24 protein-coding genes, 1 pseudogene and 1 riboswitch are annotated in these 26,511 nt (G+C 52.6%); of the genes and pseudogenes, 23 read left to right on the top strand and 2 right to left on the bottom strand.

The window, feature by feature from the left end:
- Positions 1 to 108: 108 nt before the first annotated feature.
- From ACR0JR_RS17370 to ACR0JR_RS17265, 22 genes and pseudogenes are all read left to right on the top strand, one after another.
- Positions 109 to 942, top strand: a complete 834-nt coding sequence (locus ACR0JR_RS17370; RefSeq protein ID WP_480457186.1) for an arsenate reductase/protein-tyrosine-phosphatase family protein — start codon at positions 109 to 111, stop codon at positions 940 to 942.
- Positions 939 to 1,937: an ArsJ-associated glyceraldehyde-3-phosphate dehydrogenase gene (locus ACR0JR_RS17365; protein WP_480457185.1), complete on the top strand. Its 999-nt coding sequence runs from the start codon at positions 939 to 941 to the stop codon at positions 1,935 to 1,937. Before ACR0JR_RS17370 ends, ACR0JR_RS17365 begins: the two co-directional genes overlap by 4 nt.
- Positions 1,934 to 3,199: an organoarsenical effux MFS transporter ArsJ gene (gene arsJ, locus ACR0JR_RS17360; RefSeq protein WP_480457184.1), complete on the top strand. Its 1,266-nt coding sequence runs from the start codon at positions 1,934 to 1,936 to the stop codon at positions 3,197 to 3,199. Before ACR0JR_RS17365 ends, arsJ begins: the two co-directional genes overlap by 4 nt.
- The gene (gene arsB, locus ACR0JR_RS17355) at positions 3,196 to 4,212 is read left to right on the top strand and encodes an ACR3 family arsenite efflux transporter (RefSeq protein ID WP_480457183.1); all 1,017 of its coding nucleotides are present in this window, start codon (positions 3,196 to 3,198) and stop codon (positions 4,210 to 4,212) included. Before arsJ ends, arsB begins: the two co-directional genes overlap by 4 nt.
- Positions 4,213 to 4,422: 210 nt before the next feature.
- Positions 4,423 to 5,424, top strand: coding sequence for a glycosyltransferase family 2 protein (locus ACR0JR_RS17350; RefSeq protein ID WP_480457182.1), 1,002 nt, complete (start codon positions 4,423 to 4,425; stop codon positions 5,422 to 5,424).
- Position 5,425: 1 nt separating this feature from the next.
- Entirely contained in the window at positions 5,426 to 6,790 is a 1,365-nt protein-coding gene (locus ACR0JR_RS17345) for a DUF2142 domain-containing protein (protein WP_480457181.1), read from the top strand.
- 29 nt (positions 6,791 to 6,819) lie between these two features.
- Positions 6,820 to 7,506 (top strand): class I SAM-dependent methyltransferase, encoded by a 687-nt coding sequence (locus ACR0JR_RS17340; protein WP_010443452.1) that lies wholly within the window; start codon positions 6,820 to 6,822, stop codon positions 7,504 to 7,506.
- A complete protein-coding gene (locus tag ACR0JR_RS17335) occupies positions 7,499 to 8,479 on the top strand; it encodes a lysylphosphatidylglycerol synthase domain-containing protein (RefSeq protein ID WP_480457180.1) in 981 nt (326 codons plus the stop codon). The genes ACR0JR_RS17340 and ACR0JR_RS17335 overlap by 8 nt, the downstream gene beginning before the upstream one ends.
- A 535-nt stretch (positions 8,480 to 9,014) precedes the next feature.
- Positions 9,015 to 9,959 (top strand): glycosyltransferase family 2 protein, encoded by a 945-nt coding sequence (locus ACR0JR_RS17330; protein ID WP_480457179.1) that lies wholly within the window; start codon positions 9,015 to 9,017, stop codon positions 9,957 to 9,959.
- A 195-nt stretch (positions 9,960 to 10,154) separates the two neighbouring features.
- Entirely contained in the window at positions 10,155 to 11,651 is a 1,497-nt protein-coding gene (locus tag ACR0JR_RS17325; protein WP_480457178.1) for a DUF7056 domain-containing protein, read from the top strand.
- Between the two features lie 440 nt (positions 11,652 to 12,091).
- On the top strand, positions 12,092 to 13,408 hold the full coding sequence (locus ACR0JR_RS17320) for a TolC family protein (RefSeq protein WP_480457177.1): 1,317 nt from the start codon (positions 12,092 to 12,094) through the stop codon (positions 13,406 to 13,408).
- Positions 13,409 to 13,653: 245 nt separating this feature from the next.
- Positions 13,654 to 14,019: a hypothetical protein gene (locus ACR0JR_RS17315; protein WP_480457176.1), complete on the top strand. Its 366-nt coding sequence runs from the start codon at positions 13,654 to 13,656 to the stop codon at positions 14,017 to 14,019.
- Positions 14,020 to 14,293: 274 nt separating this feature from the next.
- Complete coding sequence (locus ACR0JR_RS17310; RefSeq protein WP_480457175.1) at positions 14,294 to 14,515, top strand: hypothetical protein; 222 nt, start codon at positions 14,294 to 14,296, stop codon at positions 14,513 to 14,515.
- Between the two features lie 191 nt (positions 14,516 to 14,706).
- Complete coding sequence (locus tag ACR0JR_RS17305; protein WP_010443461.1) at positions 14,707 to 14,877, top strand: P-loop NTPase family protein; 171 nt, start codon at positions 14,707 to 14,709, stop codon at positions 14,875 to 14,877.
- 270 nt (positions 14,878 to 15,147) lie between these two features.
- Positions 15,148 to 15,474 (top strand): annotated as a pseudogene (locus ACR0JR_RS17300) (beta-barrel domain-containing protein); the annotation flags it as partial.
- Between the two features lie 716 nt (positions 15,475 to 16,190).
- Complete coding sequence (locus tag ACR0JR_RS17295) at positions 16,191 to 17,864, top strand: acetolactate synthase large subunit (RefSeq protein WP_480457174.1); 1,674 nt, start codon at positions 16,191 to 16,193, stop codon at positions 17,862 to 17,864.
- A complete protein-coding gene (locus tag ACR0JR_RS17290; RefSeq protein ID WP_319544457.1) occupies positions 17,861 to 19,246 on the top strand; it encodes an aldehyde dehydrogenase family protein in 1,386 nt (461 codons plus the stop codon). Before ACR0JR_RS17295 ends, ACR0JR_RS17290 begins: the two co-directional genes overlap by 4 nt.
- Positions 19,247 to 19,358: 112 nt before the next feature.
- Positions 19,359 to 19,561, top strand: a riboswitch (cobalamin riboswitch).
- A 130-nt stretch (positions 19,562 to 19,691) separates the two neighbouring features.
- Positions 19,692 to 20,477, top strand: coding sequence for a DUF4198 domain-containing protein (locus ACR0JR_RS17285; RefSeq protein ID WP_480457173.1), 786 nt, complete (start codon positions 19,692 to 19,694; stop codon positions 20,475 to 20,477).
- Between the two features lie 6 nt (positions 20,478 to 20,483).
- Positions 20,484 to 21,095 (top strand): cobalt transporter CbiM, encoded by a 612-nt coding sequence (gene cbiM, locus ACR0JR_RS17280; RefSeq protein ID WP_010443467.1) that lies wholly within the window; start codon positions 20,484 to 20,486, stop codon positions 21,093 to 21,095.
- Positions 21,092 to 21,673: a cobalt ABC transporter permease gene (locus tag ACR0JR_RS17275; protein WP_480457172.1), complete on the top strand. Its 582-nt coding sequence runs from the start codon at positions 21,092 to 21,094 to the stop codon at positions 21,671 to 21,673. Before cbiM ends, ACR0JR_RS17275 begins: the two co-directional genes overlap by 4 nt.
- Complete coding sequence (cbiQ, locus tag ACR0JR_RS17270; protein WP_480457171.1) at positions 21,673 to 22,455, top strand: cobalt ECF transporter T component CbiQ; 783 nt, start codon at positions 21,673 to 21,675, stop codon at positions 22,453 to 22,455. The genes ACR0JR_RS17275 and cbiQ overlap by 1 nt, the downstream gene beginning before the upstream one ends.
- Positions 22,452 to 23,102: an energy-coupling factor ABC transporter ATP-binding protein gene (locus tag ACR0JR_RS17265; RefSeq protein ID WP_480457170.1), complete on the top strand. Its 651-nt coding sequence runs from the start codon at positions 22,452 to 22,454 to the stop codon at positions 23,100 to 23,102. The genes cbiQ and ACR0JR_RS17265 overlap by 4 nt, the downstream gene beginning before the upstream one ends.
- Before the next feature lie 77 nt (positions 23,103 to 23,179).
- On the opposite strand, the gene ACR0JR_RS17260 is transcribed toward ACR0JR_RS17265, so the two are convergent.
- Complete coding sequence (locus ACR0JR_RS17260; protein WP_480457169.1) at positions 23,180 to 24,427, bottom strand: glycosyltransferase family 2 protein; 1,248 nt, start codon at positions 24,425 to 24,427, stop codon at positions 23,180 to 23,182.
- 238 nt (positions 24,428 to 24,665) lie between these two features.
- Here ACR0JR_RS17260 and hpaR point away from each other — a divergent pair, with 238 nt between their 5' ends.
- Entirely contained in the window at positions 24,666 to 25,106 is a 441-nt protein-coding gene (gene hpaR, locus ACR0JR_RS17255; RefSeq protein ID WP_170543853.1) for a homoprotocatechuate degradation operon regulator HpaR, read from the top strand.
- 35 nt (positions 25,107 to 25,141) lie between these two features.
- Here the strand turns inward: hpaR and ACR0JR_RS17250 are convergent, their stop codons facing one another.
- Positions 25,142 to 26,494 carry an aminotransferase class III-fold pyridoxal phosphate-dependent enzyme gene (locus ACR0JR_RS17250; protein WP_480457168.1) on the bottom strand — a complete coding sequence of 451 codons (1,353 nt, stop codon included), beginning with the start codon at positions 26,492 to 26,494 and terminating at the stop codon, positions 25,142 to 25,144.
- Positions 26,495 to 26,511: the final 17 nt, after the last annotated feature.

Genomic DNA, 26,511 nt, shown 5'->3' with positions numbered 1-26,511 from the left:
TTGGTTGGTGCACACTGTTCCTTTGGTTAGCATGTCTGTCTTGCATTGGAAGTCCTGACTCATAGAAAGTATTTGCACTCTAGATATAATTTCATTATTTCATGAAATATGGAATCATTTATCTCAAGCCAACTTAACACATTGGGCCATCCACATCGGCTAGCGGTGTTTCGGATGCTTATGCGGCGATATCCGGATCGGGTACCGGCTGGAGAGCTGGGTTCGGCGCTCGATATCAAGCCCAGCACCATGTCGAGCTATCTTAGTGCACTGCAGAACGCTCAGATCATAAATCAGCAGAGGGTTGGAACCTCTTTGCTTTATTCAATTGATATGCATTCTGTGCGGGAAATGCTCGACTACTTGTTCTTGGATTGCTGCCTCGGACGACCTGATTTGTGCATGCCCTTCGATTTGGGAATTGACGTCGAGGATGATCGGAAATTCAACGTGCTGTTCCTCTGCGTAGGAAACTCAGCCCGCTCTATCTTTGCGGAATCTCTGCTTCGTGAAATTGCCGGGGATCGGTTCAATGTATTCTCGGCAGGGATCAAGCCTTCCTCTGAATTGAACCCTTTTGCACTTCAGGTGCTGAAAGACAAAGGCCACGATATCTCGGCTTTACGTTCAAAGAACATAGCAGAATTCTCAGGGTCGAATGCACCAGACCTCGATTTCGTTTTTACGGTTTGCAATCAGGCGGCAAACGAGGAATGCCCGGCTTGGGATGGCCAACCGATCAGCGGTCATTGGGGCATGGCGGATCCGGTCAAGGCCGAGGGTACCCATGCGGAGAAGAGCCTCGCGTTTCAAAACGCCTATGGTGCACTTAAACGTCGGATTGAGGTCTTTTCCGCGTTGCCGGTCGAAAGCCTTGATCGCCTCGCCTTGCAATCCGCCATCGATGAAATCGGCAAATCTGCCGCTGAGAGTACAACATGACAACTTATGCAGTGAATGGTCTGGGCCGGATGGGAAAGCTTGCCCTGAAGCCGCTTTTGGAACGAGGGGCACGTGTCGCATGGATCAACGACGCGGTGGGTAACGCCGCAATGCACGCGCACTTGTTAGAGTTTGATTCTGTGCACGGCCGTTGGGCTGGTTCTTTCGATCATGATGACGAAAGCATCACCATCAATGGAACGCGCATACCGTTCGTCGGAACAAACGACCTGACAAAACTGCCGCTGGATGGCATCGACGTGGTGATCGATTGCACGGGCGCCTTCAAGACCGAGGTCAAGTTGGCCCCGTATTTTGAAGCCGGTGTTAAGAAGGTGGTTGTCTCTGCACCGGTCAAGGACGGTCCGGCCTCTAACATTGTATATGGTGTCAACGAAGATACATATGACCCCAAAATGCATCACATTGTGACTGCAGCATCCTGCACGACCAATTGTCTCGCTCCGGTCGTAAAAGTCATTCATGAAAACCTTGGAATCCGGCACGGGTCGATGACCACGATTCATGACGTGACCAACACGCAGACAATGGTAGATCGTCCAGCCAAGGACCTGCGTCGTGCGCGCTCGGCATTGAATTCGTTGATCCCAACCACAACTGGATCAGCAACGGCAATTACGCTGATCTATCCGGAACTAAAGGGTCGATTGAATGGCCATGCCGTGCGTGTTCCATTGCTGAATGCGTCGCTGACAGATTGTGTTTTCGAGGTTGAACGAGAAACAACCATTGAGGAGGTCAATGGCTTGTTCAAGGCTGCCGCTGAAGGGCAACTCAGCGGTATTCTAGGTTATGAAACGCGACCCTTGGTGTCGGCAGATTATACAAACGACCAACGCTCTTCGATCGTTGATGCGCCTTCAACCATGGTGGTGAATGGCACTCAGGTGAAAATCTATGCGTGGTATGACAATGAATTCGGATATGCGCATCGCCTGGTCGATGTTGCCTTGATGGTCGGGGCATCATTGTGACGCAAAGACCCGATGGTCTGCCGGCCTACATCGCCGTAACGGCCGCCTATTGGGCGTTTATGCTGACCGATGGCGCGCTCAGGATGCTGGTGTTGTTGCACTTTCATACTCTGGGCTTCTCACCGGTGCAGTTGGCTTACCTGTTTGTTTTGTACGAGATCGCTGGAATGGTGACCAACCTCGCTGCGGGTTGGATTGCAGCCCGGTTTGGGCTCGCGGCAACTCTCTATGCAGGTCTGGCGCTGCAGATCGTGGCATTGTTTGCGCTGACGCAACTTGACCCGCAATGGGCCATGAGTGTCTCGGTGGCATTTGTGATGATTGTTCAGGGGGCAAGTGGGATCGCCAAGGACTTGGCAAAGATGTCGTCAAAATCGGCAGTCAAACTGCTTGCTCCAACCGAAGGTGGCGGTCTATTCCGATGGGTTGCTATCCTGACAGGATCAAAGAATGCCGTGAAAGGTATTGGATTCTTGTTTGGGGCGGCGCTGTTGGCGACTTTGGGTTTCAATTGGGCCGTTTTACTTATGGCGATCATACTGGCTGTGGTTTTGGGTGCTATTCTTGCCTTCATGCCAGTCGGTCTTCCCAATGGGCGAAAGGGCGCCAAGTTCTCTGAGGTCTTTTCGAATTCGGCCAATGTAAACTGGCTTTCGGCGGCACGGGTCTTTTTGTTCGGCGCGCGGGACGTTTGGTTTGTCGTCGGCATTCCAATCTATTTCTATGCCGTGCTTTCCGATGGCACTGAGGAAGCGAACCGCGCTGCCTTCTTTATGATCGGCACGTTTATGGCCATCTGGGTGATATTATACGGTGCGGTTCAGGCCGGTGCGCCAAAAATCCTGCGCGCGTCTGAGCGCTCTGAACGAGATTTAATACGCGCCGCACGTGACTGGGCTGCTGTATTGTTCTGCATCCCAGCAATTCTGACTGTCGCAGCCCTGCTGTCTACAGGGGCGCCGGTATGGCTGACTGTCACTTTGGTAATTGGCTTGCTGTTCTTCGGGGCGATATTCGCGATCAACTCTTCGCTTCATTCCTATCTGATCCTGGCATTCACCAAATCTGAAAGGGTCACGATGGATATAGGCTTTTACTATATGGCCAATGCCGCGGGCCGATTGATCGGTACCGTTCTGTCAGGGGTCACCTATCAATTGGGCGGGCTTCCATTTGTGCTGGGCACCGCAGCAATCATGATCGGCCTTTCTGCACTCATATCCTGTAAACTTACAGCACCGACCAATGAGGCAATCTTATGAGTATCTTTGAACGCTACCTGAGCGTCTGGATCGCGCTTGCCATGATCGGGGGTGTATTAATTGGCCAGACAGTGCCCGGGCTGGTCGAGGTTATCGCATCGGCAGAGGTGGCGAGCGTTAATCTGGTTGTGGCGTTGTTGATCTGGGCAATGGTCTATCCAATGATGGTTGGCGTTGACTTTAGTGCTGTCGCGGGCGTTGCGCGTCAGCCTCAGGGCCTGATCATCACCCTTGTCGTGAATTGGCTGGTAAAGCCTTTCACCATGGCGATCCTCGCTGTTTTGTTCTTTGAGTTCGTCTTCGCCCCATGGATACAACCTGAAGACGCGGCTCAATACACTGCGGGCCTGATTCTGCTTGGGGCTGCTCCGTGCACTGCAATGGTTTTCGTCTGGTCGCAACTTACAAAAGGGGACGCAACGTACACATTGGTGCAGGTCTCGGTGAATGATCTGATCATGGTTGTCGCGTTCGCGCCAATAGTAGCATTTTTATTGGGCGTCACAGAGATTTCGGTTCCGTGGCAAACGCTTGTCCTGGCAACGGTACTCTATGTAGTCCTGCCCTTGATAGCCGGGTTGATCACGCGCAGGTGGCTTGGGTCGCAAGATGCAATCGATACATTTTCGACGCGTGTAAAGCCCTGGTCGGTTATAGGTTTGATCACCACAGTCGTCATTTTGTTTGGCCTGCAGGGGCAAACGATTTTGGCCCGGCCATTTGTAATTGCGCTGATCGCTGTGCCCATATTGGTTCAGAGTTACAGCATATTTTTCTTGGCTTATGGTACGGCCTATGCGTTGAAAGTTCCGCATCGAATTGCTGCTCCTTGCGCCATGATCGGAACCTCGAATTTCTTTGAACTTGCGGTCGCGGTTGCCATCAGTTTGTTTGGTTTGAATTCGGGTGCGGCGCTGGCAACCGTCGTTGGGGTGCTTGTCGAGGTCCCGGTGATGTTGTCATTAGTGGCATTCGCAAATCGCACTCGTAGTCGGTTTGCAGTGCCGGAATAATCGCCAAAAAACTCTTTACGAACTGTCATGCGCTGATTGAATTTTGTTTCCAACCAGGAGTTCAGCGGAGCATTCCAGATCGCGCGTGTGGGGCTTTTATGCAACGTGCGTTTATTATCGCTTTTGGTCGTTTTGCGCGGAATTCATCACTGACATAATTACAGTTTGTGAGGCTAGGAGTGGACCCGAGGTTCAATCGGGGGATCAAATATGCGCATTGCAGTCGTTATTCCCTGTTTCAAGGTCAAGCGCCACATTGAAGATGTGATCGCGCGTATCGGTCCAGAAGTAGAGCATATTTTTGCAGTCGATGATGCCTGCCCCGAAGATTCAGGTGGTTTCATTGAAAAAACAATAAAGGATCCCCGCCTGACGGTTTTAAGGCATAAGACAAACACTGGTGTGGGTGGAGCTGTCATCACGGGATATCGGGCAGCATTGGATGCAGATGCCGAAATAGTCGTGAAGGTTGATGGGGACGGTCAAATGGCCCCTGAATTGATCTCTCAGTTTGCACAACCGATCGCAGTTGGGGAAGCGGACTATGTAAAAGGTAACCGGTTCTATTCGGGTACTGCGGTGAGGGAAATGCCCTGGGTCAGGCTGTTCGGCAACGCGTTCCTTAGCTTTATAACGAAGCTATCAAGCGGGTACTGGAGCATATTTGATCCAACCAATGGATTTACCGCGATACATGCCCGTACGCTCGCCTCAATTGATCTCGACAAAGTATCCCAGCGATATTTCTTTGAAAGTGACATGCTCATTCGCCTCGGTGATCTTCGGGCTGTCGTGATCGATATTCCTATGCGAGCTGTCTATGCCGACGAAGTCAGCGGGCTTCGCGTCGGACGTGTCATGTTTGAATTTCTTTGGCGCCATTTGGTTGCCACACTAAAGCGCGTTATCTACATGTATTTTCTGCGCGATTTCTCTCTTGCGTCGTTGAACCTCCTGTTCGGAGTCCTTCTCTTGGGGTTTGGGGTCATTTTTGGTGCGGTGGCATGGTCAGAGTCTGTTGCGACCGGTGTGCCAGCCACGACCGGAACCGTAATGCTTTCGGCATTACCGATTGTCCTTGGATTCCAGATGCTCCTGTTTTTTGCAAGTTATGACATTGCATCTGAACCAAAGGTCCCAATTCAACGTCTACGGATCACCCGGCGCATACCGATGCTTGTCGGCAGTGGCGCAAAGAAAGACGATAAATAACATGACGTACGATCGGAGTTTGCTTGCGGTCTTGTCAGTGTTCTGTGCCGCATTGTGGATAGGCCTGCTAACACCGCCTTTCCAATCCCCCGACGAATTCGATCACGTCGAACGCGCCTATTTGCTCTCGAAAGGTCAGTTCCTGTTAAGCACTGACGAGGGTCGGGCATCAGGCGGGAATGTGGACACTGGGTTGCTCGACTATATGGCGCAGTTCAAATCCTTGCCGCATCACCCGGAAGTCAAGGTCACTTCAGCGCAACTGAATTCTGCGAAAGACATAGATTGGAGCGGCAAGCGCGCCTACGAAACACTGCCTGGAACAGGGTATTATTTCCCTCTTATTTATTTACCCCAAGCACTGGCTCTCGCGTGTGGAGAGTTCCTGGGTCAAAGTGTCGATGCCAGCTATAAACTTGCGCGACTTTTTACTCTTGGCGCGGGGTCGTTGATTTTGCTTGCGGCATTTCGAATTATGGTGCCTTCGGCCTTGGTGATCGCACTATTATTCCTCCCGATGACGCTGTTTCAGGCTGCATCAGCCAGCATTGACTTCATATCCACGGCGATGGTGCTTCTGATAATCGCGCTATACCTCGACATAATGAAAAGAAGCACTCGGCCAAGTATTCAAAGGATGCTTGGATTATCGGCCCTGATTTTCTTACTTGCAGGGTGCCGTTTGCACATGGCGCCACTTGTGTTGTTACCCCTGACGTTCGGGGTTCGCTTTCGGAGCATTCCTGCCATTTCCCTATTCATGGTTTTATGTATCGCGATCATTTCCTGGTATGGATTTGCATTATCCATAACTAAGGATATGCGCGTAGATTTAGGTGCGACCACGACCCAGATCTTGGAATATTATGTGCTCAATCCCTGGCAGTTCGCGGACACTCTTTGGGCCACGCTTTCGGACGGACAAAGAACTCTTTACTACCTTCATACATTTTTAGGAATTTTGGGGTGGCTGGATGTGCCATTCTCTCCTCAGACCTACACTACATTATTTCTTATTGTCCTGTTGATCCTGATGTTTGCGATACTTCAGGGAAGAATAGATGATGGGCTGTCTTCATTTGCCTTGATTTCATCTGCATTTGGTGGGTTTTTCATAGTTTTCTTTTCACTTCTAGTAACTTGGACGCCCCATCCCGCCTCAGCTATATTGGGTGTCCAGGGCCGTTACTTTTTGCTACCCATCTTACTTCTGGCCTGTCTTTTCCAATCGCGTGGAACTATCGATGGCAGGGCAAGAAAATACAGAATGGCTGAGAATGTGCTGCTGATATTACTGTTGTCATTTTCCCTGTTCGCAACGTCTGAAGCCTTGGAAGCAAGGTATTACTTCTCCAGCAACATATAGGCTTGCGTAAAATGCAGGAGGCCAACGAGATGAAAAACTTTGTAGAGAAACCGGATTGGTCGAACTATGAAGAAAATTGGCTGGCGAACTATGACGCCTCGAATTACGGCTCAAGCTTAAGTGCGCGTATTTTACGTTCGACGCATAACTTGGTTGAGAAAAATGCCGGCCTTGATGATCACTACGGGACGGTTCTTGAGCTTGGCGTTGGCACGATGGCACATTTCGGCTGCGTTCAACATGGTTTCGAGCGATACATCGCTTCAGACCATGATCCAAAAGTAATCGATTGGTTAACCAAGCGTAGTTGGGACCCACGCGTCGAGATCAAGCAGCTTTCAGGTGCCAGGCTGCAATTTGAAGACGATAGTATTGATCGCGTGATCGCGACCCATGTTTTGGAGCACATTCCTGATCCGGTAAGTGCGTTGGAGGAGTGGGTTCGCGTTATCCGTCCGGGCGGGGTACTATCGCTGATCCTCCCCTGTGACCCCGGACTTGCGTGGAGAATTGGGCGAACGTTAGGGCCGCGAAAACGCGGTTATGCAGCGGGTCTGCCTTACGATTATTACATGTCAGTCGAGCATGTAAATGCGATCTATAACCTGCATCAGATTATTAAGTTTCACTTCCCAGAACGCCGTACCAAGTGGTGGCCCATGCGGGCCGCAATTCCGGACATTAACCTGATATACGGGGTTAATTGCTTTGTCTGATGGGACAAAAACACTAACTCGCAATAAACGCCTCCGTTGGACACTGGCAGGGCTCATTGCAGGATTGGCGCTGCTGGTTGTGCTCATACAAAAAAGTGGAGCAACTCTGTCGGGTATTTCTGAGGTGCTGGGCAGCGTACCCTGGCCCATTTACGCGCTGATTATGTTGACGCAAAGCACCATTGTTGTGGCCGCGGCAACGAAGTGGCGGATCGTGCTTTCAGAAACATTGGATATTCAGACAATATCCTTGGGAACGGCCACCTCCGCAACGGCGACCGGTGCGCTTTTGGGTCAGATAATTTCGATACAGATTAGCGTCCCGATTGTCCGCGCGTGGGTTGCGAGCAAAAGCGGCATTCGCGCACGCGCCGCTGCGGGTACCTCTCTATTTGAGCAATCGTTAGAGCTTTTGACGCTGGGAATTGCGGTATTGGCCGGCCTTGTGTTTGTTGCGTTGGGTGCGGCTTTTGCGACATTCTCTTTGATCGTACTTCTCGGGGTTGTTGTCGCTGCGCTAAAGCCTGTCCTGCGTGGGAGTGCACTGGTGGTTCATCGAATTCGTATGATGATAGGAGAGGGCGCGGCTTTGACGTCGCTCGCTGATGGTTTGAACCAAGCTGCTGACCAAAGATCCGTGGTTCTACATAAACTTATGGGGTTGAGCCTTTTGAGGTATCTGCTGATAGCGGGTTTGAATGTTGGTCTGATGGTGATGTTTTTGCCGGGGCTCGATCCCATGCCGCTTTTCGTCGCCTTCCCTTTGATACTACTTGTTTCGTCGATCCCGTTTTTACCTGCAGGATTGGGAGTGACTGAGGTGACATGGGCTAGCGCTCTATTCCTTCAGGGGATTGACACGGCGACTGCGGCCGAAGCTGCGGTATCTTTGAGGATCGTAACCGTCAGCGGATTCTTGTTGTGCTACCCCTTCCTTGCTGCGGCGGGATTTAGGCGGCATCAGGATCTTTGATCGTAAAAATTCCGTATTCTGTCAGGTGGGTTCAAAGCACCAATTCCCTATCATGCTGGGATCTCCGGACTGAGTAGTTGTCCAATTGGTTTTTTACTCAATGATGTGGATCAAACTATCGCGGCCTATTTGGTCATTTGGGAGAACCACAAATCAGTACGCGTGATGCCCCAATCTAGCCACAATAGCCTGATGAATCGGAAACAATCTGTTCTTGTTTTGGAATTCATAGCGCAAGAGAGTAAAAAAGAATGATAAACCCAATTGCATCAGATCTGACTTGGCAAAAAGAGCCCTGTTCGAAGAGCGGCAGCAACTAGCGCCACAGGCGATCAGATGGAGCCGGCTTTAGAAATTGCTGCTCACACCGCCTGAAGTAGAGGAGATGACCTAGGTTGATATACGCGCATAATTCCCGACAGCTAGGTCGCCCAATCGCAACATCAGTTGCGACAGATAATCCTTTGAGACCAGAGTCTTCGCTGATCACGATTGCCTTCATGATCGGAATACATACTCAATGGTGCTGTACCCCATGACGCAGACATGGCTTACCGTAGTTATGCCAATCTATAATGGCGGGGACACTCTGGACGCTGCACTGTCGTCGCTAGATGGTCAATGCGAAGGGCTTGAGATTGTCGCCGTCAATCAAGGTTCAACGGATAATAGCCGCGAACTTCTCGAGGCTGCGCGGTCACGTCTTCCAATCCGGATCATCGACAATCCTGATGCAAAATCGTGGACCGAGAACACAAATCTTGGACTGCGAGAAGCAGTTTCATCCCTTATCACAATGTTGCATCAGGATGATATCTGGTCGCCTGGTCGTGCGGCATTGCTGAAAGAAATGTCCTCACGGTACCCGAATGTCGATATATGGGTTCATGGTGCGAATCTTATTGATCTTAAGGGCAATACAGTCGGCCATATGTGTCCTCCGTTCGGAGGTGCTCAGCGCGTTCTTTCATTCGAAGAGGCACTTTCGTACTTGATTGTTCAAAATACCGTTGCGTTGCCTGCCGTCATGTTCAGGCGGGATGCGGCAATGCGAAAAGGCGGTCTTGATGAAGACCTTTGGTATACTGCCGACTGGGACCTTTGGTTGAGCCTCGCACAGAATGGATTGGCTTGGGATCCCACCTGCGCTGCATCGTTTCGTATTCATGCAGCTTCCCAGACCATGACCGGGTCGCGAGACCTGCAATCGTTCAAGCGACAATTGAAGATCCCAATGGAACGGCATCTTGTGCATCTGCCAGACGATCTCAGAAAGATTGCCCGTAAACGCGCTGATACGGCCAATGCTTTTAACATTTGTTTGGCCAGCCTGCACCATCGCAGATTGCGTGGATGTGGTTCAGCGTTAAAGGCAATAATCTCACTTGGACCGCTTGAATGGCGCGAGTTTCTCACCCGCTCACAGATCGTGAACAGGCTCGTGCCCCGGCTTAAGCTGGCGATGAAAAGAGGAACATGAGATGAGTCCATTCAGAGCGCCTATAGATTGCGCATTTGAGGCAGACGCGAGGTTTGCTTTGACATCACGGCACCGAGTTATTTTTGAATTGGATTGTTTTTCACATCGCGTGAGAGGTTGGTTAAATCCAGTAGCATATCTTGAGATCACGCGCGGTGAAACAAGCCAGTAGCGTTTTATGTGAGAGTGCACAGAATGACGGTGCGTACAAAGATCTTGCCACAAAACCTGAACCGCTCTGAACGGTTATCGTTTGCACTCAAAGCCTTTATTTTATTAAAGATTGCCTTTCTCGTTGTGCTGTCGGTTAATACTCGTTTTGTGATGGATGAGTTTTGGCATTTTACCCAACCCGTTTATCTGTTCGACGGAACGTTCGAGACGATCTGGCCGAAAAAGGCGGTCGGATATGCTCTGTTCTATGAATTCTCTCATCTGATCGGATGGGATGCCACCTCAATGCTGATAGCAGGCCGATTGACGACAGCTTGCCTGGCAATAGCGACCGCTTGGTGCGTCTACCTATGCACCCGTACTTTGGGGGCGGAACGTGTTACGGCTTTGTTAGCCGTTGCACTCTTGCTGAGCTTCAGTAATTTCATCGAACGCGGATTCCGCCTGCGTTCAGAACCGCTTGCTACGCTATTTTCGATTATGGCAATTCTGGTTGTCATTCGGTCTGAAACTGACCGCGCCAAGTCTCTTCTGATTGCTGGTTTGCTAAGTGGGCTTGCATTTGTAACGACCCAAAAATCAGTCTACTTCAATTTTGCGTTGGGGGCCGCATTGACTATTGATGCGCTCATCATGCGCTCAGTCGCCCGAGCGGTGAAGCGTGGGGTAATGCTCTTACTGGGGTGGGCAGCCGCAATAGCAGTTTACGGAGTCCTGTTAGGGGGCGCCGCGATGCCACAGGTTCTTGCCGTGCTTTTCTTTGGGCCAGCGGAACTCGCGTTCAACGGGGGCAGTTATTACGAAGGACTTGATGCGTTCGTCTGGCAAACGCTAAAGCGAAATTCTCTGCAATATGGTTTGGTGATATTTGGGCTTTTTGTTGCGGCCTCTCGATTTGCCAAATGTGATAGTGCTGCACGGGTATATTTTACCTTTACGTTAGTGCTTTCTGCATTGGTCTTTTTTCATAATCAAACATGGCCGTACGTTTTCGTCATGGTGCTGCCGTTTCTGGCTTTCTATTGTGCCGACGCCGTCGTCCGATTGATGCTGCGATCAGAAATGTGGTATTCGCGTGTTATTGGCATTCTGGTAATTGTTGCTGTGCTGAGCACGCTGCGAAATGTTCAATATTTGGCCCACGATAACCGTGACCAATTTGCGCTTATTCAGCGAGCAGAAGAACTACTTGCGCAAGAGGACACCTATTTTGACGGCATTGGCATGATTCCCAGTCGTCGCATGGAGCCGCGCCTCTGGCTTGATGCACAAGCTGTCAACAACACGAAATCTGCAGGCGAAGAATCTGCCCTGTATCAGGCGTTGTTCCGCGCCGAGCCAAAACTTGTGATATTATCTTATCGTACAGACAATCTGGGATCGGAATTTGGCGCCGTGCTTGAGGCGAATTATGAGTTGCGAGCTCCGAACATTATGATGCCCCGTGCAACAAACAATTCAGTTTTGACCGATCCAGGCGATCGTATTTTGCTTTTTGAAGGCGTCTACAGCTACTAAGGTTAGCCTGCGTTTATTGGGATCGGTATCGACTTAGAAAAGAGTCAAAGGTTCATACTGGGCTCGAGCACCGATTTTCTGGATGCGGGTGGCGGTTTCGACAGGTCGATTGTGGCGCAGGTAGATGACGTCAACCGTGATTTGAAGCTTGAATTGATGATATCTGGCTGGGCATTGCGATCACGGATGTAGAACTGGCCGATGCAGTCGACAATGCATTGCAGGTCGAAGGAAGCGGTCTTTGGCTGCGTGCAGATGGTGCATTAGGGGCGGGACGTGCGCAGTTGTTGTCACGCTTTAATCTAAATATGCGTGCAAAGCATAAGGTTGTTTGTCCGTCAAAATACCCTTTTAACGAGAACTTTGAATAGCACTTTGTTAAGAATATTGACCGATGATTTGTTGTCTGGCGCATAATTAATACCAGGAGCATTGGCACCATGAAGGCTTGGTTGTCGGTTTTGATAACCACGATAGTTTTGGCAGGTTGCACTGAAGATATTCAGGGGACGCAGTCCTTTGATCCGACTGCAAAACCGGTGGAAGCACCCGCATCAGGTAGGAACAATCTGAAGGGAAGCGTTGCACGTACTGATTTTGCCGAGCTGGTACGAACTTCGGTCGCGACCTCACCCACGACAGCCGCAGGCACCGCGAACCTTCTGGCATCGAAGTCTCGAATCGACGCAGAGCAGGGGGCATTTCTGCCGCAGATAGAGGCCGAGACGTCTTTGACGTCTGGCGGTGATCCGGTTCCAATCCTGCGGTTGAGCCAGATCATTTATGATGGGGGCAAAGTCAACAGTCGCGTAGGATTGCGCCAGATCGAAGCCCGGCAGACATGGTTAAGTGAGTTGTCAGAGCTGAACGCATTAAGTTTCGAGGCCATCGAAACCATAGTCAATCTGGACCGCAATCGTCGCCTCGAACAGCAGGCTCGGCAGAATCTGGACCGCACGGATGTATTGGTTGACGACCTCCAGTCACGCTTTGATGCGGGGGCTGGATCTGTTGCAGATCTGCTGGCCGGGCAAGGGCGCAGGTCCAATGCCGAGACAGAACTGGCACAAGCGCAGACAGAAGTGGAACTGGCAACCGCAAACTGGGTAGAAGTTTTTGGGACCCGTCCCGGTGTTATTCCGACGATCCCACCGGCACCGGCTTTGGCTGGGTCTTCGGCGCAGGAGATGGTTGAGCGCAGCCCACGTTTACGGACTCAGGTTGCCGTTAGCCAGGTGCGCCAGCAAGAAGTAATCGTTGCGGAACGGGCGACTCGGCCGACCCTGTCCGCGATCCTTGAGACTGATTTCGATCAGGGGTTCATTGACGATGGGGCGCAGGCTCGATTGGGCGTGACAGTTCCGATTTACCAAGGTGGTTCCGCACGGGCCAACGTGAAAACGGCGCGCGCGAATCTTCAACAAAGCGAAGCCGATGAAGAGGAGTTGCGCCGCGAGTTGCAGCGTAATCTGTCTCGGGCGCTGGAAGAGACCAATTCAATCCAACGGCGGCTAGCGACAGCCCGACGCGCGGTCGAGATCAATGAGCAGGCGCTAGATGCTGCACGGGGTCAGTTTAATATTGGGCGCAGCACATTGGTTCAGATATTGGATGCATTGCGCGAACTGAACCTTGCACAGGTGCGGGTAATTCAACTTGAAGCTCAAGCGCGTCGCGCCGAATATGCTGTGCTGGCGGTCACCGGTGACATCCTGGACGCTTTGGGTGTCGCTCAGCCTACCGATCCGAACTTGTGACAGTCCCGATGAATTCAGCCACCTCCGACCCGCTGATCAATCATCTCCGGCTATTAAAGGAACATCTAGGCCTTGGTTTGTCCGAGGCAGATCTGGCGGCGGCAGGATCCGCGTCTGAGTAGTGTGCTCTGGGTTCTGCGCGCCACGATATCGCGCCGCAAGGAGGAGGACCGTTCAGCGCAACAGGGGAGGGGCATCGGTTCTGGCCTGCGTTCAGCGACCTGAGCGGGGTTTACTTTCAGATAATGCTGGCCGCCGTGGTAACCAGCGTACTTGGACCAGCGACCTCTCTGTTCACGATGGTTGTCTATGATCGCATCCTGCCGAATTTATTGGCCTTGGTTGCTGGTGTTGGCTATGCGCTGCTGTTTGACTTTCTTATCCAAAATCTGCGGTCGCGTTTCATTGACACAGCAGGGAAACGGGCGGATAGGAAGATCGCCGAACGGCTGTTCAATCAGTTGATGACGCTCAAGATGAAGTCACGTAGGGTCAGAATGGGCGAATGGGCTCGATCCTGCGGGACTTTGAGGTGGTACGTGACTTTTTCACCTCAGCCTCTCTGGTTGCTTTGGTCGATTTACCCTTCCTATTTGTATTTATCGGTGTGATCTGGGCCATCGGCGGTACTCTCGCGCTGGTTTCGGCAATTGCTGTGCCGATTAGTTGCTATCGGGGCTTTTGGCGCACCCATTCCTCAGCCGATATGCGCGTGAATCTAGTTTTGATAGTCAGACCAAACAATCAGTTCTGATGGAAACGCTGACGGGGATGGAAACGCTCAAGACGACCGGTGCCGAACCGGTCATGCGCGCTCGCTGGGAGGAGACGGTACGCGCGCAGGCAGATAGTTCCGGCAGGACGCGTTTGCTGTCATAGGGAACGGTGAGCCTTACCTTTCTGGTTCAACAGATCACGCAGGTCACGATTGTGTTTTTCGGTGTGTTCCTGATCCGGGACGGGGTGTTCTCCATGGGAGCACTGATCGCTTGCGTGATCTTGACGGGCAAAACCTTGTCACCTCTGTCCCAGTTGGCGCAGGTACTGACGCGTCTGAACCAAGCGCGCGTGGTTTATCACCAGATCGTTGCGATTATGGTGCAATAGGTCGAGCGTCAGCCTGGCCGACGCTATTTGTCTCGGCGCAGGATCGAAGGTCAGATTGACTTCAAGGGTGTCAGTTTTGCTTACGATGATGCGTTGGGTTCGATTCTTAAGGATATCGATTTAGCGATCAAACCGGGCGAAAAAGTCGCGATATAGGGCCCGATTGGGTCTGGGAAAGCACTCTGGCGCGCTTGATCTTGGATTTGTATGAACCTGATACCGGGGCGGTCATGCAGGATGGTCTGGATGCGCGTGCCGTGGATCCGGCGGATAAGACCCGCAATATTGGCGCTGTGTTGCAGGATTGCTGGCCGTTCTCAGGGACTCTGAAGGAGAACATCATTTCTGGCCGGTTTAGATAATCTCTTCCGGCTTCGGTCGCTTGTTTGCCATTCTTGGTCCTCTATTTCTTAAACATAGCGGTGGACCATTTCAGTTGGGGAGGCTCACAAACTGGCTTCGCCTGAAACCCGTATTCCAGCCTTTCAGACCCGTCTCGCACGTGCCGAAATTCGCGCACCGACACGCAGCATTGTCAATCAGGTTTTGATTTCGACTTTGGGCGGAGTGGTCCAGCAGGGTCAGACCGCAGTTGAAATGTACCGTTTGCCGAAACCGTCACAGTCGAGGCCTTTGTCGGGCCGGATGACATTGCCTTTATTCGATCTGATCTGGAGGTAAAGGTGCGTATTACGGCATATGACGCTTCACGCTATGGTGCCCTGGACGGGCGGGTAACGCGCATCGGCGCGGATACGGTACTTGCCCCGGATGGAGATACGTCGGTTTATGTCGTGGCGATACGGATGAGTGGAGCGTTGACGGACGCGGATGGGCAGAATCTGGACGTGATACCGGGAATGGTTGCTCAAGTTGATATGCTGCCCGAACCAAAAACAGTGCTGGAGTATCTGACGAAGCCAGTCATCCGCGTAAAGGACAGGGCGTTTCGAGACTGACGGATTACGGCTGTTCTGTCCCCGCACTCATTTTGTTACCGCGTTGATATCACTTCACCAATACGTGATGAGCCCTGTGCTGGATTATGGCCGTTCCAGTTCCAATCTAGTTTGAATATTTAGCCATCGACTTGATTGCAGCACACCTAGGCTGGGCCTAAGTCGAACCAAGAACGAGCCAAACAAACATGTTGCAGCAATCCAGTTCTCTCTTTGGTCTTGCGGTTCTATGGGTCGTTGTGATGCACGTCGGGGTAATCACCCAATTCGACAGGGCCATGAGGCGTAATTTTCCCGTGGTTGCCCGGTGTTGTCACGTTTTTGAGCGTTTTTGCGGGTTATTTTGGCAATATTTCTTTGTTCAGGATCGTGCGGAAACGCCCCTCAATTGGTCAGAGCAGTCAGGGATTGGGTGCGCCTACGAAAATGCTACTTCAACTGTTCCGCTCGGGTCGACGCGTGATTTGCGCCCCATTGGTGCGGTTCATTTTGCGCATTACCCATTGCTGACAGTGGAGCAGGGAGCGAAAGGCCACTCAGCTGCGATTGTCGGTCGATAAGCGCGGAACCCAATTCCGAGGACAAGCTTTTTCCCAAGCGACAGCGATTGCAAGCAGGTGGCTAATCGATGGACCTGAACCTCATTCAAAATGGTGGTACATTTAGTTTCGTGGCCACCCCAAGCTCACCGATCTGTCGTGAAATCAGGAGATTACATGTCTAATAATGACCAAATCGTATCGCCAATTAACAAAGCTTCTGATCTGCTGGTCGCAGCGCTTGAGGCGGAGGGTGTTGAGTACATCTTTGCTGTTCCGGGAGAAGAGAACCTGGATGTTCTGGAATCTCTAAGAACCTCAAAAATAGAGTTGGTTCTAACGCGTCACGAACAGGGCGCGGCATTCATGGCTGCGACCTACGGTCGTCTGACGGGTAAGGCCGGAGTCTGCATGGCGACGCTGGGGCCGGGGGCAACGAACTTTGCTACACCAGCGGCCTATGCTCATCTGGGTGGTATGCCGCTGATCATGATCACGGGGCAGAAACCAATCAAGAAGTCGAAACAGGGCCAGTTTCAGATTGTCGATATTGTTGGGCTATTCGATCCGATCTGCAAAATGTCCAAACAGATCGTACACGGCAACACAATCCCCTCATTGATCCGCGAAGCCTTTCGTGTCGCGCAAGAGGAGCGCCCCGGCGCGGTTTTGTTGGAACTTCCGGAAGACATTGCAGCCGAAGAGACTTCTGAGCATGTTCTTGAACCGCATCAGCGTCACTATGCCGTGGCCGGTGATGCAGTTCTGACCGAAGCGGCTGAGATGATCCGTGCTGCCAGGATGCCGCTTTTGCTTTTGGGGGCCGGGGCGAACCGAAAACACGCCCGCAGCGCATTGAGCAAGTTCGTGAACGATACCCAGATCCCATTTTTCAATACTCAGATGGGTAAGGGTGTCGTGGATGAGCGGTCCGAACTGTTTTTGGGCACAGCCGCTCTGTCGGATGGTGATTATCTGCACTGCGCCATCGAACGCGCTGATCTGATCATCAATGTGGGTCACGATGTTGTGGAAAAACCACCGTTCTTTATGGAAGAGGGCGGCACCAAAGTGATCCATGTTAACTACAAGGCCGCGCAGGTTGATCAAGTTTATTTCCCTCAAGTTGAAGTGGTTGGTGATCTGGCGCAATCCATCTCCAAATTGGGGGAGTTCCTGCAAGGACCTTTGGAATTTGACCGAAGTTACTTCCAGCGGGTCAAAAACGAGACCGATCTACACACATCAGAAGGCGCTGATGATCCGCGCTTTCCGGTCATCCCCCAGCGGTTTGTAGCTGACACACGTAAAGTCATGGGGGACTGCGATATCATCGCTTTGGACAACGGTATCTACAAAATTTGGTACGCCAGAAACTACCAGGCCTATCAACCCAACACGGTTCTGCTGGACAACGCGCTTGCGACCATGGGGGCAGGCCTACCTTCGGCCATGATGGCAGCGAAGCTATATCCTGAGCGTAGGGTTATGGCCATTTGCGGTGACGGAGGGTTCATGATGAACAGCCAGGAGATTGAAACCGCCGTTCGTCTTGGCCTCAATCTTGTTGTTACTGTTCTGAATGACAGCTCGTACGGAATGATCCGTTGGAAGCAGTCGCATGCGGGGTTTGATGATTGGGGATTGGAATTTAAGAATCCTGATTTTGTGCAATACGCTAACAGCTATGGTGCTACGGGTCATCGGGTCGAAAGGACAGAAGATCTGGTGCCTACCTTTGAAAAAGCGTTTGAAGCAGGTGGTGTGCATCTGATCAACTTGCCGGTCGATTACAGTGAAAACCAACGCGTTCTCATTGATGAGCTTGCGGCGAAGGTCTGTCTGATATGAGTAATGTTGTTGAAGTTCTGAACCCGTTTGATCTTGAGAAAATCGGCAGTGTCGAGGTTAAAAGCTGGAACGATATCAATGTCATGCTGAATGTGGCACACGGTCTGCACCGTGATCGAGGCACTTGGTTGCCTGCTTACAGGCGGATTGAGGTTCTGAAGAATACAGCTCGGATCATGTCCGGCCGCGCGGAAGACCTTGCGATGCTAATCGCCAGCGAAGGTGGCAAACCCTTGATTGACGCGCGCATCGAAGTGACGCGTGCCATTGATGGTGTCGAGCTGTGTATCCATGAGATCGGTCAGATGGCGGGTCGGGAAATACCGATGGATCTGACGGCGGCAGGATCGGGTCGGATTGCCTTTACACAGCGTGAACCTATCGGCGTAGTGGTTGCCGCAAGCGCGTTTAACCATCCGTTGAACTTGATCGTACATCAGGTGGCGCCGGCTGTGGCCACTGGATGCCCGGTCCTCGTCAAACCGGCACTTGATACACCACTGTCATGCGAAGCATTTGTCGACATCCTGTACGAGGCTGGCCTACCAAAGGAGTGGTGCCATCTGACGATTTGCCAAAATGATGTAGCTGAACGGATGATCACGGACGCGCGTGTCGGATTCTTTTCTTTCATCGGATCGGCACGTGTCGGTTGGATGCTGCGCTCGAAGCTGGCGCCGGGGACGCGATGCGCGTTGGAGCACGGCGGAGCGGCGCCAGTTATCATCGATGAGACAGCCGACATTGATGCCATGATCCCCTTGTTGACCAAGGGTGGATTTTATCATTCCGGTCAAGTTTGTGTCTCGGTTCAGCGTGTTTTTGCTCCATCAGGGATGGCGGAAACGGTCGCTCGAAAGTTGGCAGAAGCCGCCTCAGCGCTGAAGGTGGGTGATGCCCGTGACGCCAGCGTGGAATGTGGGCCACTGATCCGTCCGGGTGAAGTTGATCGAGTAGAACAATGGGTAGACGAAGCGGTTGCGGGAGGTGCCCGCGTAATGACAGGGGGTAAACGGCTGGGCCGAACGACCTATGCTCCGACTGTCCTTCTAAACCCACCCGCTGATGCGAGCGTGTCCACCTCCGAAATCTTCGGGCCGGTCGTTTGTGTTTATGAATATGATGATCTTAGTGCTGCATACGAAGCTGCAAACGCTCTTCCTTTTGCATTTCAGGCGTCGGTCTTTACCAAATCCCTGGATACAGCAATGCATGCCGTGCGGTATTTGGACGCCACGGCCGTCATGGTGAACGATCATACTGCTTTTCGGGTCGACTGGATGCCATTCGCGGGTCGCCGTCAATCAGGGTACAACACCGGCGGTATCGGCTACACCATGCATGACATGACGCAAGATAAGATGGCTGTAATACGGCTGTGAAGAAGCTGTCAGGATCGATCCGATGCTGGTCGAGCGAATGTGGGTACTCTAATTTCGCAAATGGCCCGCTTAGTGACGGAAACGATTGTTGACCGTGCTTTGCATGTTCTGGCATGAACACGCCATGTTCGGTTCCGGGGGATTCCCCTGGAAGCAATAGGGAATGTAGTGCGGTGCTCTTCGCGCCAAATCTGCAACTGCCCCCGCAACTGTAAGCGGCGAGCGCGGCTGACAATGCCACTGGGATATCCCGGGAAGGCCAGCATAGCGCTTTGACCCGCAAGTCAGGAGACCTGCCGAACACGCGCCCTCGGAAAGGGTGCTCATTGTCGGCGACGGGGTGTGCGCCTTATCCGTTTGTCTCGGTCGACGAACGGACGCGGGCCTTCCCCAAGTCAAAACCAAATATGTGCCGGGGAAGGCGCGACCTGAGAAGGACTGAGTTTTGAAGAAATTGCTTTTGGCAGCAGCAGCTGCTGCAGTGATGCCTGCGTTTGCGAGCGCTCATTTCCTAATGGAATACACAGAAAACACGATGATCGAGCGACCCGGTGATGTGCCGGTAAAGCTGATATTCTGGCACCCGTTTGAAGCTGGTCATGTGATGACGCTTGAAAAACCGGAAGAATTTTATGTGATCCACAACGGCAATAAAACCGATCTGCTGGCCACATTGGAAGAAACCACATTTGACGGCCCAGACAACAGCGCCAAGGCGTTCAAAGGCTCGGTCCCGGTGAAGCGTTCGGGCGACTATGTGGTGGTGACCGTTCCTACGCCTTACTACGAAGAATCTGAGGATATTTATATCCAGCAGATCACCAAGGCCTATCTGAACCGAAATGAACTGCCCACCGACTGGGATCAGCCGCAAGGTCTGGCAACAGAAATCCTGCCGCTTAACAAGCCCTACAACATCATTGCTGGCTCAACTTTCACGGGTCGCGTGCTGAGCGATGGCAAACCAGTTGCAGGGGTCGAGATTGAGATCGAATACATCGCCGCCGCCCCTGACCTCAAAGGCACGGGCGCCGCTGCACCGACGGTGTCACCGCTGCCAGGTGGTGCGCTGGTAGCGATTTCGGACGAGAATGGCTATTTCAGTTTTGGTGTACCCAAAGCCGGTTACTGGGGTTTCGCCGCTTTGGGCTCTGGTCCGAAAACCGAGCATGAAGGTAAAGAGCTGAGCCAGGATGCCGTGATCTGGATCCGCGCCTGGGATCTGGAGTAAACCCTTATGCACATTGTAGATGGTGCTCTTTCGAACCCTGTCGTAATCGGCGGTGCGATCGCTGCTGCAGGCGGGATTGCAATGGGGTTGAGGTCGCTGGATCTGGATCGCATTCCCACAGCGGGTGTTCTGTCAGCCAGTTTCTTCGTTGCTTCGCTGATTCATGTGCCGATTGGCCCATCTTCTGTGCATCTGATCCTGAATGGCCTGGCCGGGCTTTTGCTCGGTTGGGCCGCCTTTCCGGCTTTGTTTGTAGGGCTGCTGTTACAGGCTGTATTCTTTGGATTTGGCGGATTGACTGTGCTTGGGATAAATACGCTGAATATTGCCCTTCCGGCGGTACTGACCTGGATGATCTTTGGCCGCCTCATCGCCCGAGGCTCGGCCATTCAGGGGGCGATTTGGGGCGGTATCGGGGGGGCGTTCTCAATCGCAGCCACAACCGCGTTTGTTGCCATTTCGCTGGCGATGTCCGGTGACGCGTTCCTGCCTGCGGCCAAGCTGGTGTTTTTCGCCCATATACCGGTTATGGGCATTGAAGCCATGCTTACGGGGTTTGCCGTGATGTTGGCGCGCAAGGTGAAACCGGAACTGTTCAAAAAGGCGGTTTTAACATGAAACAACTGGTTGTTATTGCCACGCTGATGCTCACACCGATTTCGGCCCTCGCACACAAGGTCATCGCGGGGGTTTTCCCCGCTGGCGAAGCGATCGAGGGTGAGCTGGGGCTCTCCAATGGCGATATGGCAAGCGACCAGGAAGTTTTCGTCTACGGCCCCGATGGTGCTGAACTAGGTCACACCGTTACCGATGGAGACGGATTCTTTTTGTATATCCCCACAAAACCTGTTGCGCATACCTTCAAGGCCGATCTCGGCGCGGGCCATGTGGCTGAAGTGACCATGTCCGCAAACGAGGTGGCCGAAATCATGGGAGTTGCCGTTGAGGTTGCGGAGATCGGTGCTCAGCCGACGACTGTTGCAAGCGTTGGAACCGTGATGGTTGCGTCTCTGTCCGATCAAGAACGCGCCGCGATTGCTAAAGTGGTGCGCGACGAAACCCGCCCCTTGCGCCGAGAAATTGCCGCCTATCGCGAACATAACGATATGCAAAGTATTTTGGGGGGCATCGGGTATATCGTTGGTCTCTTTGGTGTCGGGTTCTATTTCGCCGCACGTCGCAAGTTGGCCGCCTGATGGCACATGCGCTGGAACCCCAGGCCAAAACTCTGGCCGAGGCAGGTGGGATTGAGCCCTACGGGGTGATCGCGGATTTGGATCCGCGGATGCGCATCGCGATAACATGTCTCTTTGCCGCCGTCACCGTTGCACTAAGTTCAACCCCCTCATTGTTGATCGCGCTTTCATTTTCGATCGGGCTGTTGCTGATGTCACGGTTGCCCGTTCGCCGAACTCTTAAACGTATGGCGATGATGGACAGCTTTATCATCTTCATGTTGGTGCTTTTGCCATTCTCCATGCCCGGAGACACCATGTTCACCCTCTTTGGATTTGCGGCAAGCTGGCAGGGGTTCTGGAAAGCCATTGAGATCGCGCTGACGGCAAACGCCGTGATATTGGCGCTGATGGTCCTGGTAGGGTCGATGGAGCCTGTCACATTAGGTCATGCATTGCACAAACTTCGCTGCCCGGAGGTGCTTGTGCATCTGTTGATGTTCACGATCCGCTATATCGAGGTGCTGCGCGAAGAGTACCTGCGTCTGCGCGGCGCGATGAAGGTCAGAGGTTTCCGGCCGGGAACCAACTGGCACACCTATCGCAGCTTTGGTTATCTGGTCGGTATGATGCTGATCCGCGCCATTGAACGTTCCGAGCGCATTCTGGATGCGATGAAGTGCCGAGGGTTTTCGGGCCGGCTTCTGTTGTTGCAGGAATTTAACCTGACCCGACGGGATTATTGGTTTGCCACGATGATGTGTGCGATTTGTGTCAGCCTTCTTATTCTGGATTTTCAATGACGATCCTTAATCTCGAAGACATTTGCTTTTCTTACCCGGGTCAGGCCCCGATTCTGGACGGGGTTGCGCTGCGGCTTGAGCCCGGTCAACGGTTGTCGATTGCAGGTCCAAATGGATCAGGAAAATCCACACTTTTTCGCATTGTCCTTGGCCTTCAAGCGCCCTCTTCTGGGCGCGTGAACATCTTTGGTAAGGATAGGTGTGTCGAGGCCGACTTTCACGAGGTTCGCCGCCGCATAGGACTGGTGTTCCAAGACCCTGACGACCAGTTGTTTTGCCCGACCGTGGCAGAAGATATTGCTTTTGGCCCGCTCAATCTTGGGCGCAGCACGACCGACGCGCTTGCCACCGTTGACAAAGTGCTGAGCGATCTGGATCTGATGCATCTGCGTGACCGTATCACGCATAAATTATCAGGTGGTGAAAAACGGTTGGTGACGCTTGCTACCGTACTCGCGATGGAGCCTGAGGCGTTACTATTGGACGAGCCGACCAACGCGCTTGATGCCAAGAATGAAGCACAGCTTCTGGAAATTTTGCAGGGATTACCTCAGGCAATTCTATTGGTTAGTCATGCCCCTGCGTTCCGCCTCTCGTTGGCGCCCGAGACCCTCGAACTCCGACGTGGGCAGCTTGTAACGGTGTGAGGCTGATACGCTGCGATCGGATGCCGCGCGTTGGCAGTAACCATCAGATCCAATGGAATAGGCAGATCAACCGAAAATCATGTTGGTTGGTTCAACGCCATTAGATCGGGATTGGCAGAGACATTCCCTCGTTCGGGTAGAACCGCTGAATGACGCGAGCGATTGCCCGCAATCATAGACAGCAAGAACCCGGAAAAAAACGTTTGCACCCCAATAACAATCATCGTGAACGCAGCGATCAAAGTGCGCATCTCGTTCAATGCCGCAAAGTCCGAGGCAATCCAGCCAGAGGTGATAGTGGCTGCCCAGATCAAGCCGCCAAATGTCAGGACAAGCCCGGCCAGAATCCAATATTGCAAGCGCGAATATCCCAACAAGACCCGAGCGCGTTCTGTTGGCAGTCGTAGCCCATCCCGATAGCTGCACATCAGTGCCGCCAGCCACAGCACCACCGTCTGAAAGGCCAGGACCATGGCTGCACTCGCCGCGACGGCCCAGTGATCGCCGATCCTGAAGCCACCGATCAGCGCCATTTCCTGATCTCCGCTAAGTTGCAGTAGAACGGTGATTGCAAATCCTGCGAGGAACAGGACCAGTGCAGGCACCAGAAACAGCCAGGTTGGGCTGAGCAAGAACATGTATATCAGGTGCCGAAGCCCATCTCTCCACGGATTCAAATGTGGTGCCCTACCGCGTCCGTCAGGGGACAAGGTTACAGGAACCTCGGCTATATTCAGCTTCCGCAGCACAGATTTCAGCAGCATTTCGGAAGCAAACTCCATGCCGGTTGAAGATAGGTTGAGCCGCTCCAATGCCTCTCGCCGGATGGCGCGGATGCCACAATGGGCGTCACCGATACCAGTGCGAAACAAAATTCTAAGAATGCCCGACAAGGCCGGGTTGCCGATATAACGGTTCTTCCAGGGCATTGCGCCTGGCTTGATTTCGCCACGAAACCGGTTGCCCATGCATAATTCGGCACCATTCATTAACTTTTCGATCATCGGAACCGCTTCGACGAAATCATAGGAACAATCGCTGTCGCCCATCACCAGATAAGTGGCGTCGCTTGCGGCAAAACCACCAATAAGGGCAGCGCCATAACCGCGTTCTTGAATGTTTACGACCCGGGCACCGGCCTTTTCAGCTAGGGCTTGACTGCCGTCCGTGCTGCCATTGTCTGCAACGATTACTTCGCCTGATATCTGGTATCGCTCAGCGAGTATCTGCAAGGCTTGTTGCGCTCTGATTACACAGGAAGAAATCGTTGCCGCCTCGTTCAGGCAAGGCATAACGATAGCGACCGAGTTTTCGGCTGGCACCATGGTTCAGATAGCTCCCAATAGCGGATCGTAACATCAACAATAAAAGATAATAGCCATAATAGTGTCCAAATCGTGGCCTTAACTGGCCGCAGTTGGAACATTTCGCTTGAAAGGGCTTGCTGGAAATTCTCCGAAGCGGCGGGCGCTAGTTACAGATAAATCTACAATAACGGGCACGGTCGCAGGAACTTGCCTTGTTAAACTTTGCAAACCAAGAATTGGCGATTAAGAAGGTCATATGAATACTCAGTCTCATACCAAAAGTACCGCCCGATCTCTTCCAATTGCGCTTTTGCGCGCGCGTGAAACTGTTATGGCACCCATCCGGGATATGCTGCAGGGTATTCGCCTGACTGAACAGAAATGGCGAATTCTGCGCGTACTGGATGAGTTGGGAGAGGTGGAGCAAAGCACTATTGCACATGAGGCTTGCCTGCTTTTACCCAGTGTGACCCGAATTCTACGGACGATGGAGACAGACGGGCAGATTACGCGCCGTCAAGACAACGAGGACAAGCGCCGGACTATGGTGCAGATCACCGACGCGGGTCGAATGATATTAGAGAACAATCTCGCCACATCGCTTGCAATATCGAACAATATCGAAGCGCAGCTGGGGCGTGAAAAGCTAGATCAACTTCTGGATCTTCTCGAGGAGCTGCAAGAGGTTAAAGTTTGACCCCGTCCTGGGAAAAAACGAGGTCAGTAGACAAGTCAGAGACTGGCCAGTCCGGTATCAAGCGCCGAGAGGATTTTGGCCACATCTTCCGAAGTGATCACCAGAGGTGGTGACAGGATGATGTTATTGCCGGACACACGAACCATTACACCGTCTTCATAGGCTGTTTTTTGTACCTGCAGAGGCAAGTGTTTCGCGATCGGTGCCTTTGTTTCGCGGTCTGAGACCAATTCCAGCGCACACATGAGGCCCTCACCCCCACGCACGTCACCGATGACGTCATATTTTTCAGTCAGCTTTTGCAATCCGGAAAAGAGTTCGTCTCCGCGGGCGGCGGCGTTTTCCCAGACCCGAAGGCGGTTAATTTCGGACAGTGCGGCAAGTGCTGCCGCTGCGCCGACTGGATGGCCCGAATATGTATACCCCTGATCAACCGATGCCAGACCAGTGGTGTCGGTTTCAAACACCTCGGCCACTTCGCCAGAAATCAACGCTGCACCGAAGGGAAAATAGCCATTGGTAATCGCCTTAGCCGTGGTCATGATGTCTGGTTTCACGCCCCAATGCCGCGCACCGCTTTCGCTGCCTGTTCGACCAAAGGCGGTGATGATCTCGTCCGAAATCAACAAAATCCCGTGTTTTGAGCAAACCTCGCGCACCATGGGCATGAAGCTGTGATGTGGTGGGATCACTCCCCCTGCGCCGAGAACGGGTTCCATAATGAACGCCGCAACGGTATTCGCACCCTGAAATGCGATTTCGGCTTCTAACGCTTTTACGCAAAGCTGCGCTAGCCGTTCTGGATCGGTCTCATCAAACGGGTTGCGATAGGTCCAAGGCGCGGGGACGTGAAAACATCCCGGCAACATGGGCTCGTAGGCTGCGCGAAACTTTTGATTACCATTGACCGACGCAGCTGCAAAGTGCGTGCCGTGATAACCCTGCTTCAGACTGATGAACTTGGTGCGGCCGGCCTCACCGCGAATTTTGTGGTATTGGCGGGCCATTTTCAGGGCGATCTCTACCGAGTCCGAACCGCCCGACGTGAAAAACGAGCGTGTCAGGCCATCAGGTTCAAAGAACTGCGCAAGCTCATAGGATAGTTCGATTGCCTTGTCGTTGCTGGTCCCACGAAACGTGGAATAGTAGGGTAGGGCGTTCAACTGGTCCGCAATCGCCTGCTTTACTGGTTCGCAGGAATAGCCCAGATTCACGTTCCACAGACCACCGACTGCATCCAGTGCCCGGTGGCCATCAACATCCACGATGCTGACCCCTTCACCGCCACTTAGAATAGTGGGAGGGTTTTTTTGACTGTCCGCCGGATGGGCCATCGGATGCCAGAAATATCGCGCGTTGTTTTCTTTCAGGAAGTTTGAGTCTTTCATGGCTCTCTCTGTCGTCG

The sequence above is a fragment of the Ruegeria sp. AA3 genome, from assembly GCF_056542905.1.
This window is presented reverse-complemented; position numbering and strand designations above follow the sequence as displayed.

Bases quoted from the DNA above. Each gene is read 5' to 3' on its own strand.
- ACR0JR_RS17370 (WP_480457186.1), top strand. From the start codon at position 109: ATGGAATCATTTATCTCAAGCCAACTTAACACATTGGGCCATCCACAT.
- ACR0JR_RS17365 (WP_480457185.1), top strand. From the start codon at position 939: ATGACAACTTATGCAGTGAATGGTCTGGGCCGGATGGGAAAGCTTGCC.
- arsB (WP_480457183.1), top strand. From the start codon at position 3,196: ATGAGTATCTTTGAACGCTACCTGAGCGTCTGGATCGCGCTTGCCATG.
- ACR0JR_RS17350 (WP_480457182.1), top strand. From the start codon at position 4,423: ATGCGCATTGCAGTCGTTATTCCCTGTTTCAAGGTCAAGCGCCACATT.
- ACR0JR_RS17345 (WP_480457181.1), top strand. From the start codon at position 5,426: ATGACGTACGATCGGAGTTTGCTTGCGGTCTTGTCAGTGTTCTGTGCC.
- ACR0JR_RS17340 (WP_010443452.1), top strand. From the start codon at position 6,820: ATGAAAAACTTTGTAGAGAAACCGGATTGGTCGAACTATGAAGAAAAT.
- ACR0JR_RS17330 (WP_480457179.1), top strand. From the start codon at position 9,015: ATGACGCAGACATGGCTTACCGTAGTTATGCCAATCTATAATGGCGGG.
- ACR0JR_RS17325 (WP_480457178.1), top strand. From the start codon at position 10,155: ATGACGGTGCGTACAAAGATCTTGCCACAAAACCTGAACCGCTCTGAA.
- ACR0JR_RS17320 (WP_480457177.1), top strand. From the start codon at position 12,092: ATGAAGGCTTGGTTGTCGGTTTTGATAACCACGATAGTTTTGGCAGGT.
- ACR0JR_RS17315 (WP_480457176.1), top strand. From the start codon at position 13,654: ATGCTGGCCGCCGTGGTAACCAGCGTACTTGGACCAGCGACCTCTCTG.
- ACR0JR_RS17295 (WP_480457174.1), top strand. From the start codon at position 16,191: ATGTCTAATAATGACCAAATCGTATCGCCAATTAACAAAGCTTCTGAT.
- ACR0JR_RS17290 (WP_319544457.1), top strand. From the start codon at position 17,861: ATGAGTAATGTTGTTGAAGTTCTGAACCCGTTTGATCTTGAGAAAATC.
- cbiM (WP_010443467.1), top strand. From the start codon at position 20,484: ATGCACATTGTAGATGGTGCTCTTTCGAACCCTGTCGTAATCGGCGGT.
- ACR0JR_RS17275 (WP_480457172.1), top strand. From the start codon at position 21,092: ATGAAACAACTGGTTGTTATTGCCACGCTGATGCTCACACCGATTTCG.
- cbiQ (WP_480457171.1), top strand. From the start codon at position 21,673: ATGGCACATGCGCTGGAACCCCAGGCCAAAACTCTGGCCGAGGCAGGT.
- ACR0JR_RS17265 (WP_480457170.1), top strand. From the start codon at position 22,452: ATGACGATCCTTAATCTCGAAGACATTTGCTTTTCTTACCCGGGTCAG.
- ACR0JR_RS17260 (WP_480457169.1), bottom strand. From the start codon at position 24,427: ATGGTGCCAGCCGAAAACTCGGTCGCTATCGTTATGCCTTGCCTGAAC.
- hpaR (WP_170543853.1), top strand. From the start codon at position 24,666: ATGAATACTCAGTCTCATACCAAAAGTACCGCCCGATCTCTTCCAATT.
- ACR0JR_RS17250 (WP_480457168.1), bottom strand. From the start codon at position 26,494: ATGAAAGACTCAAACTTCCTGAAAGAAAACAACGCGCGATATTTCTGG.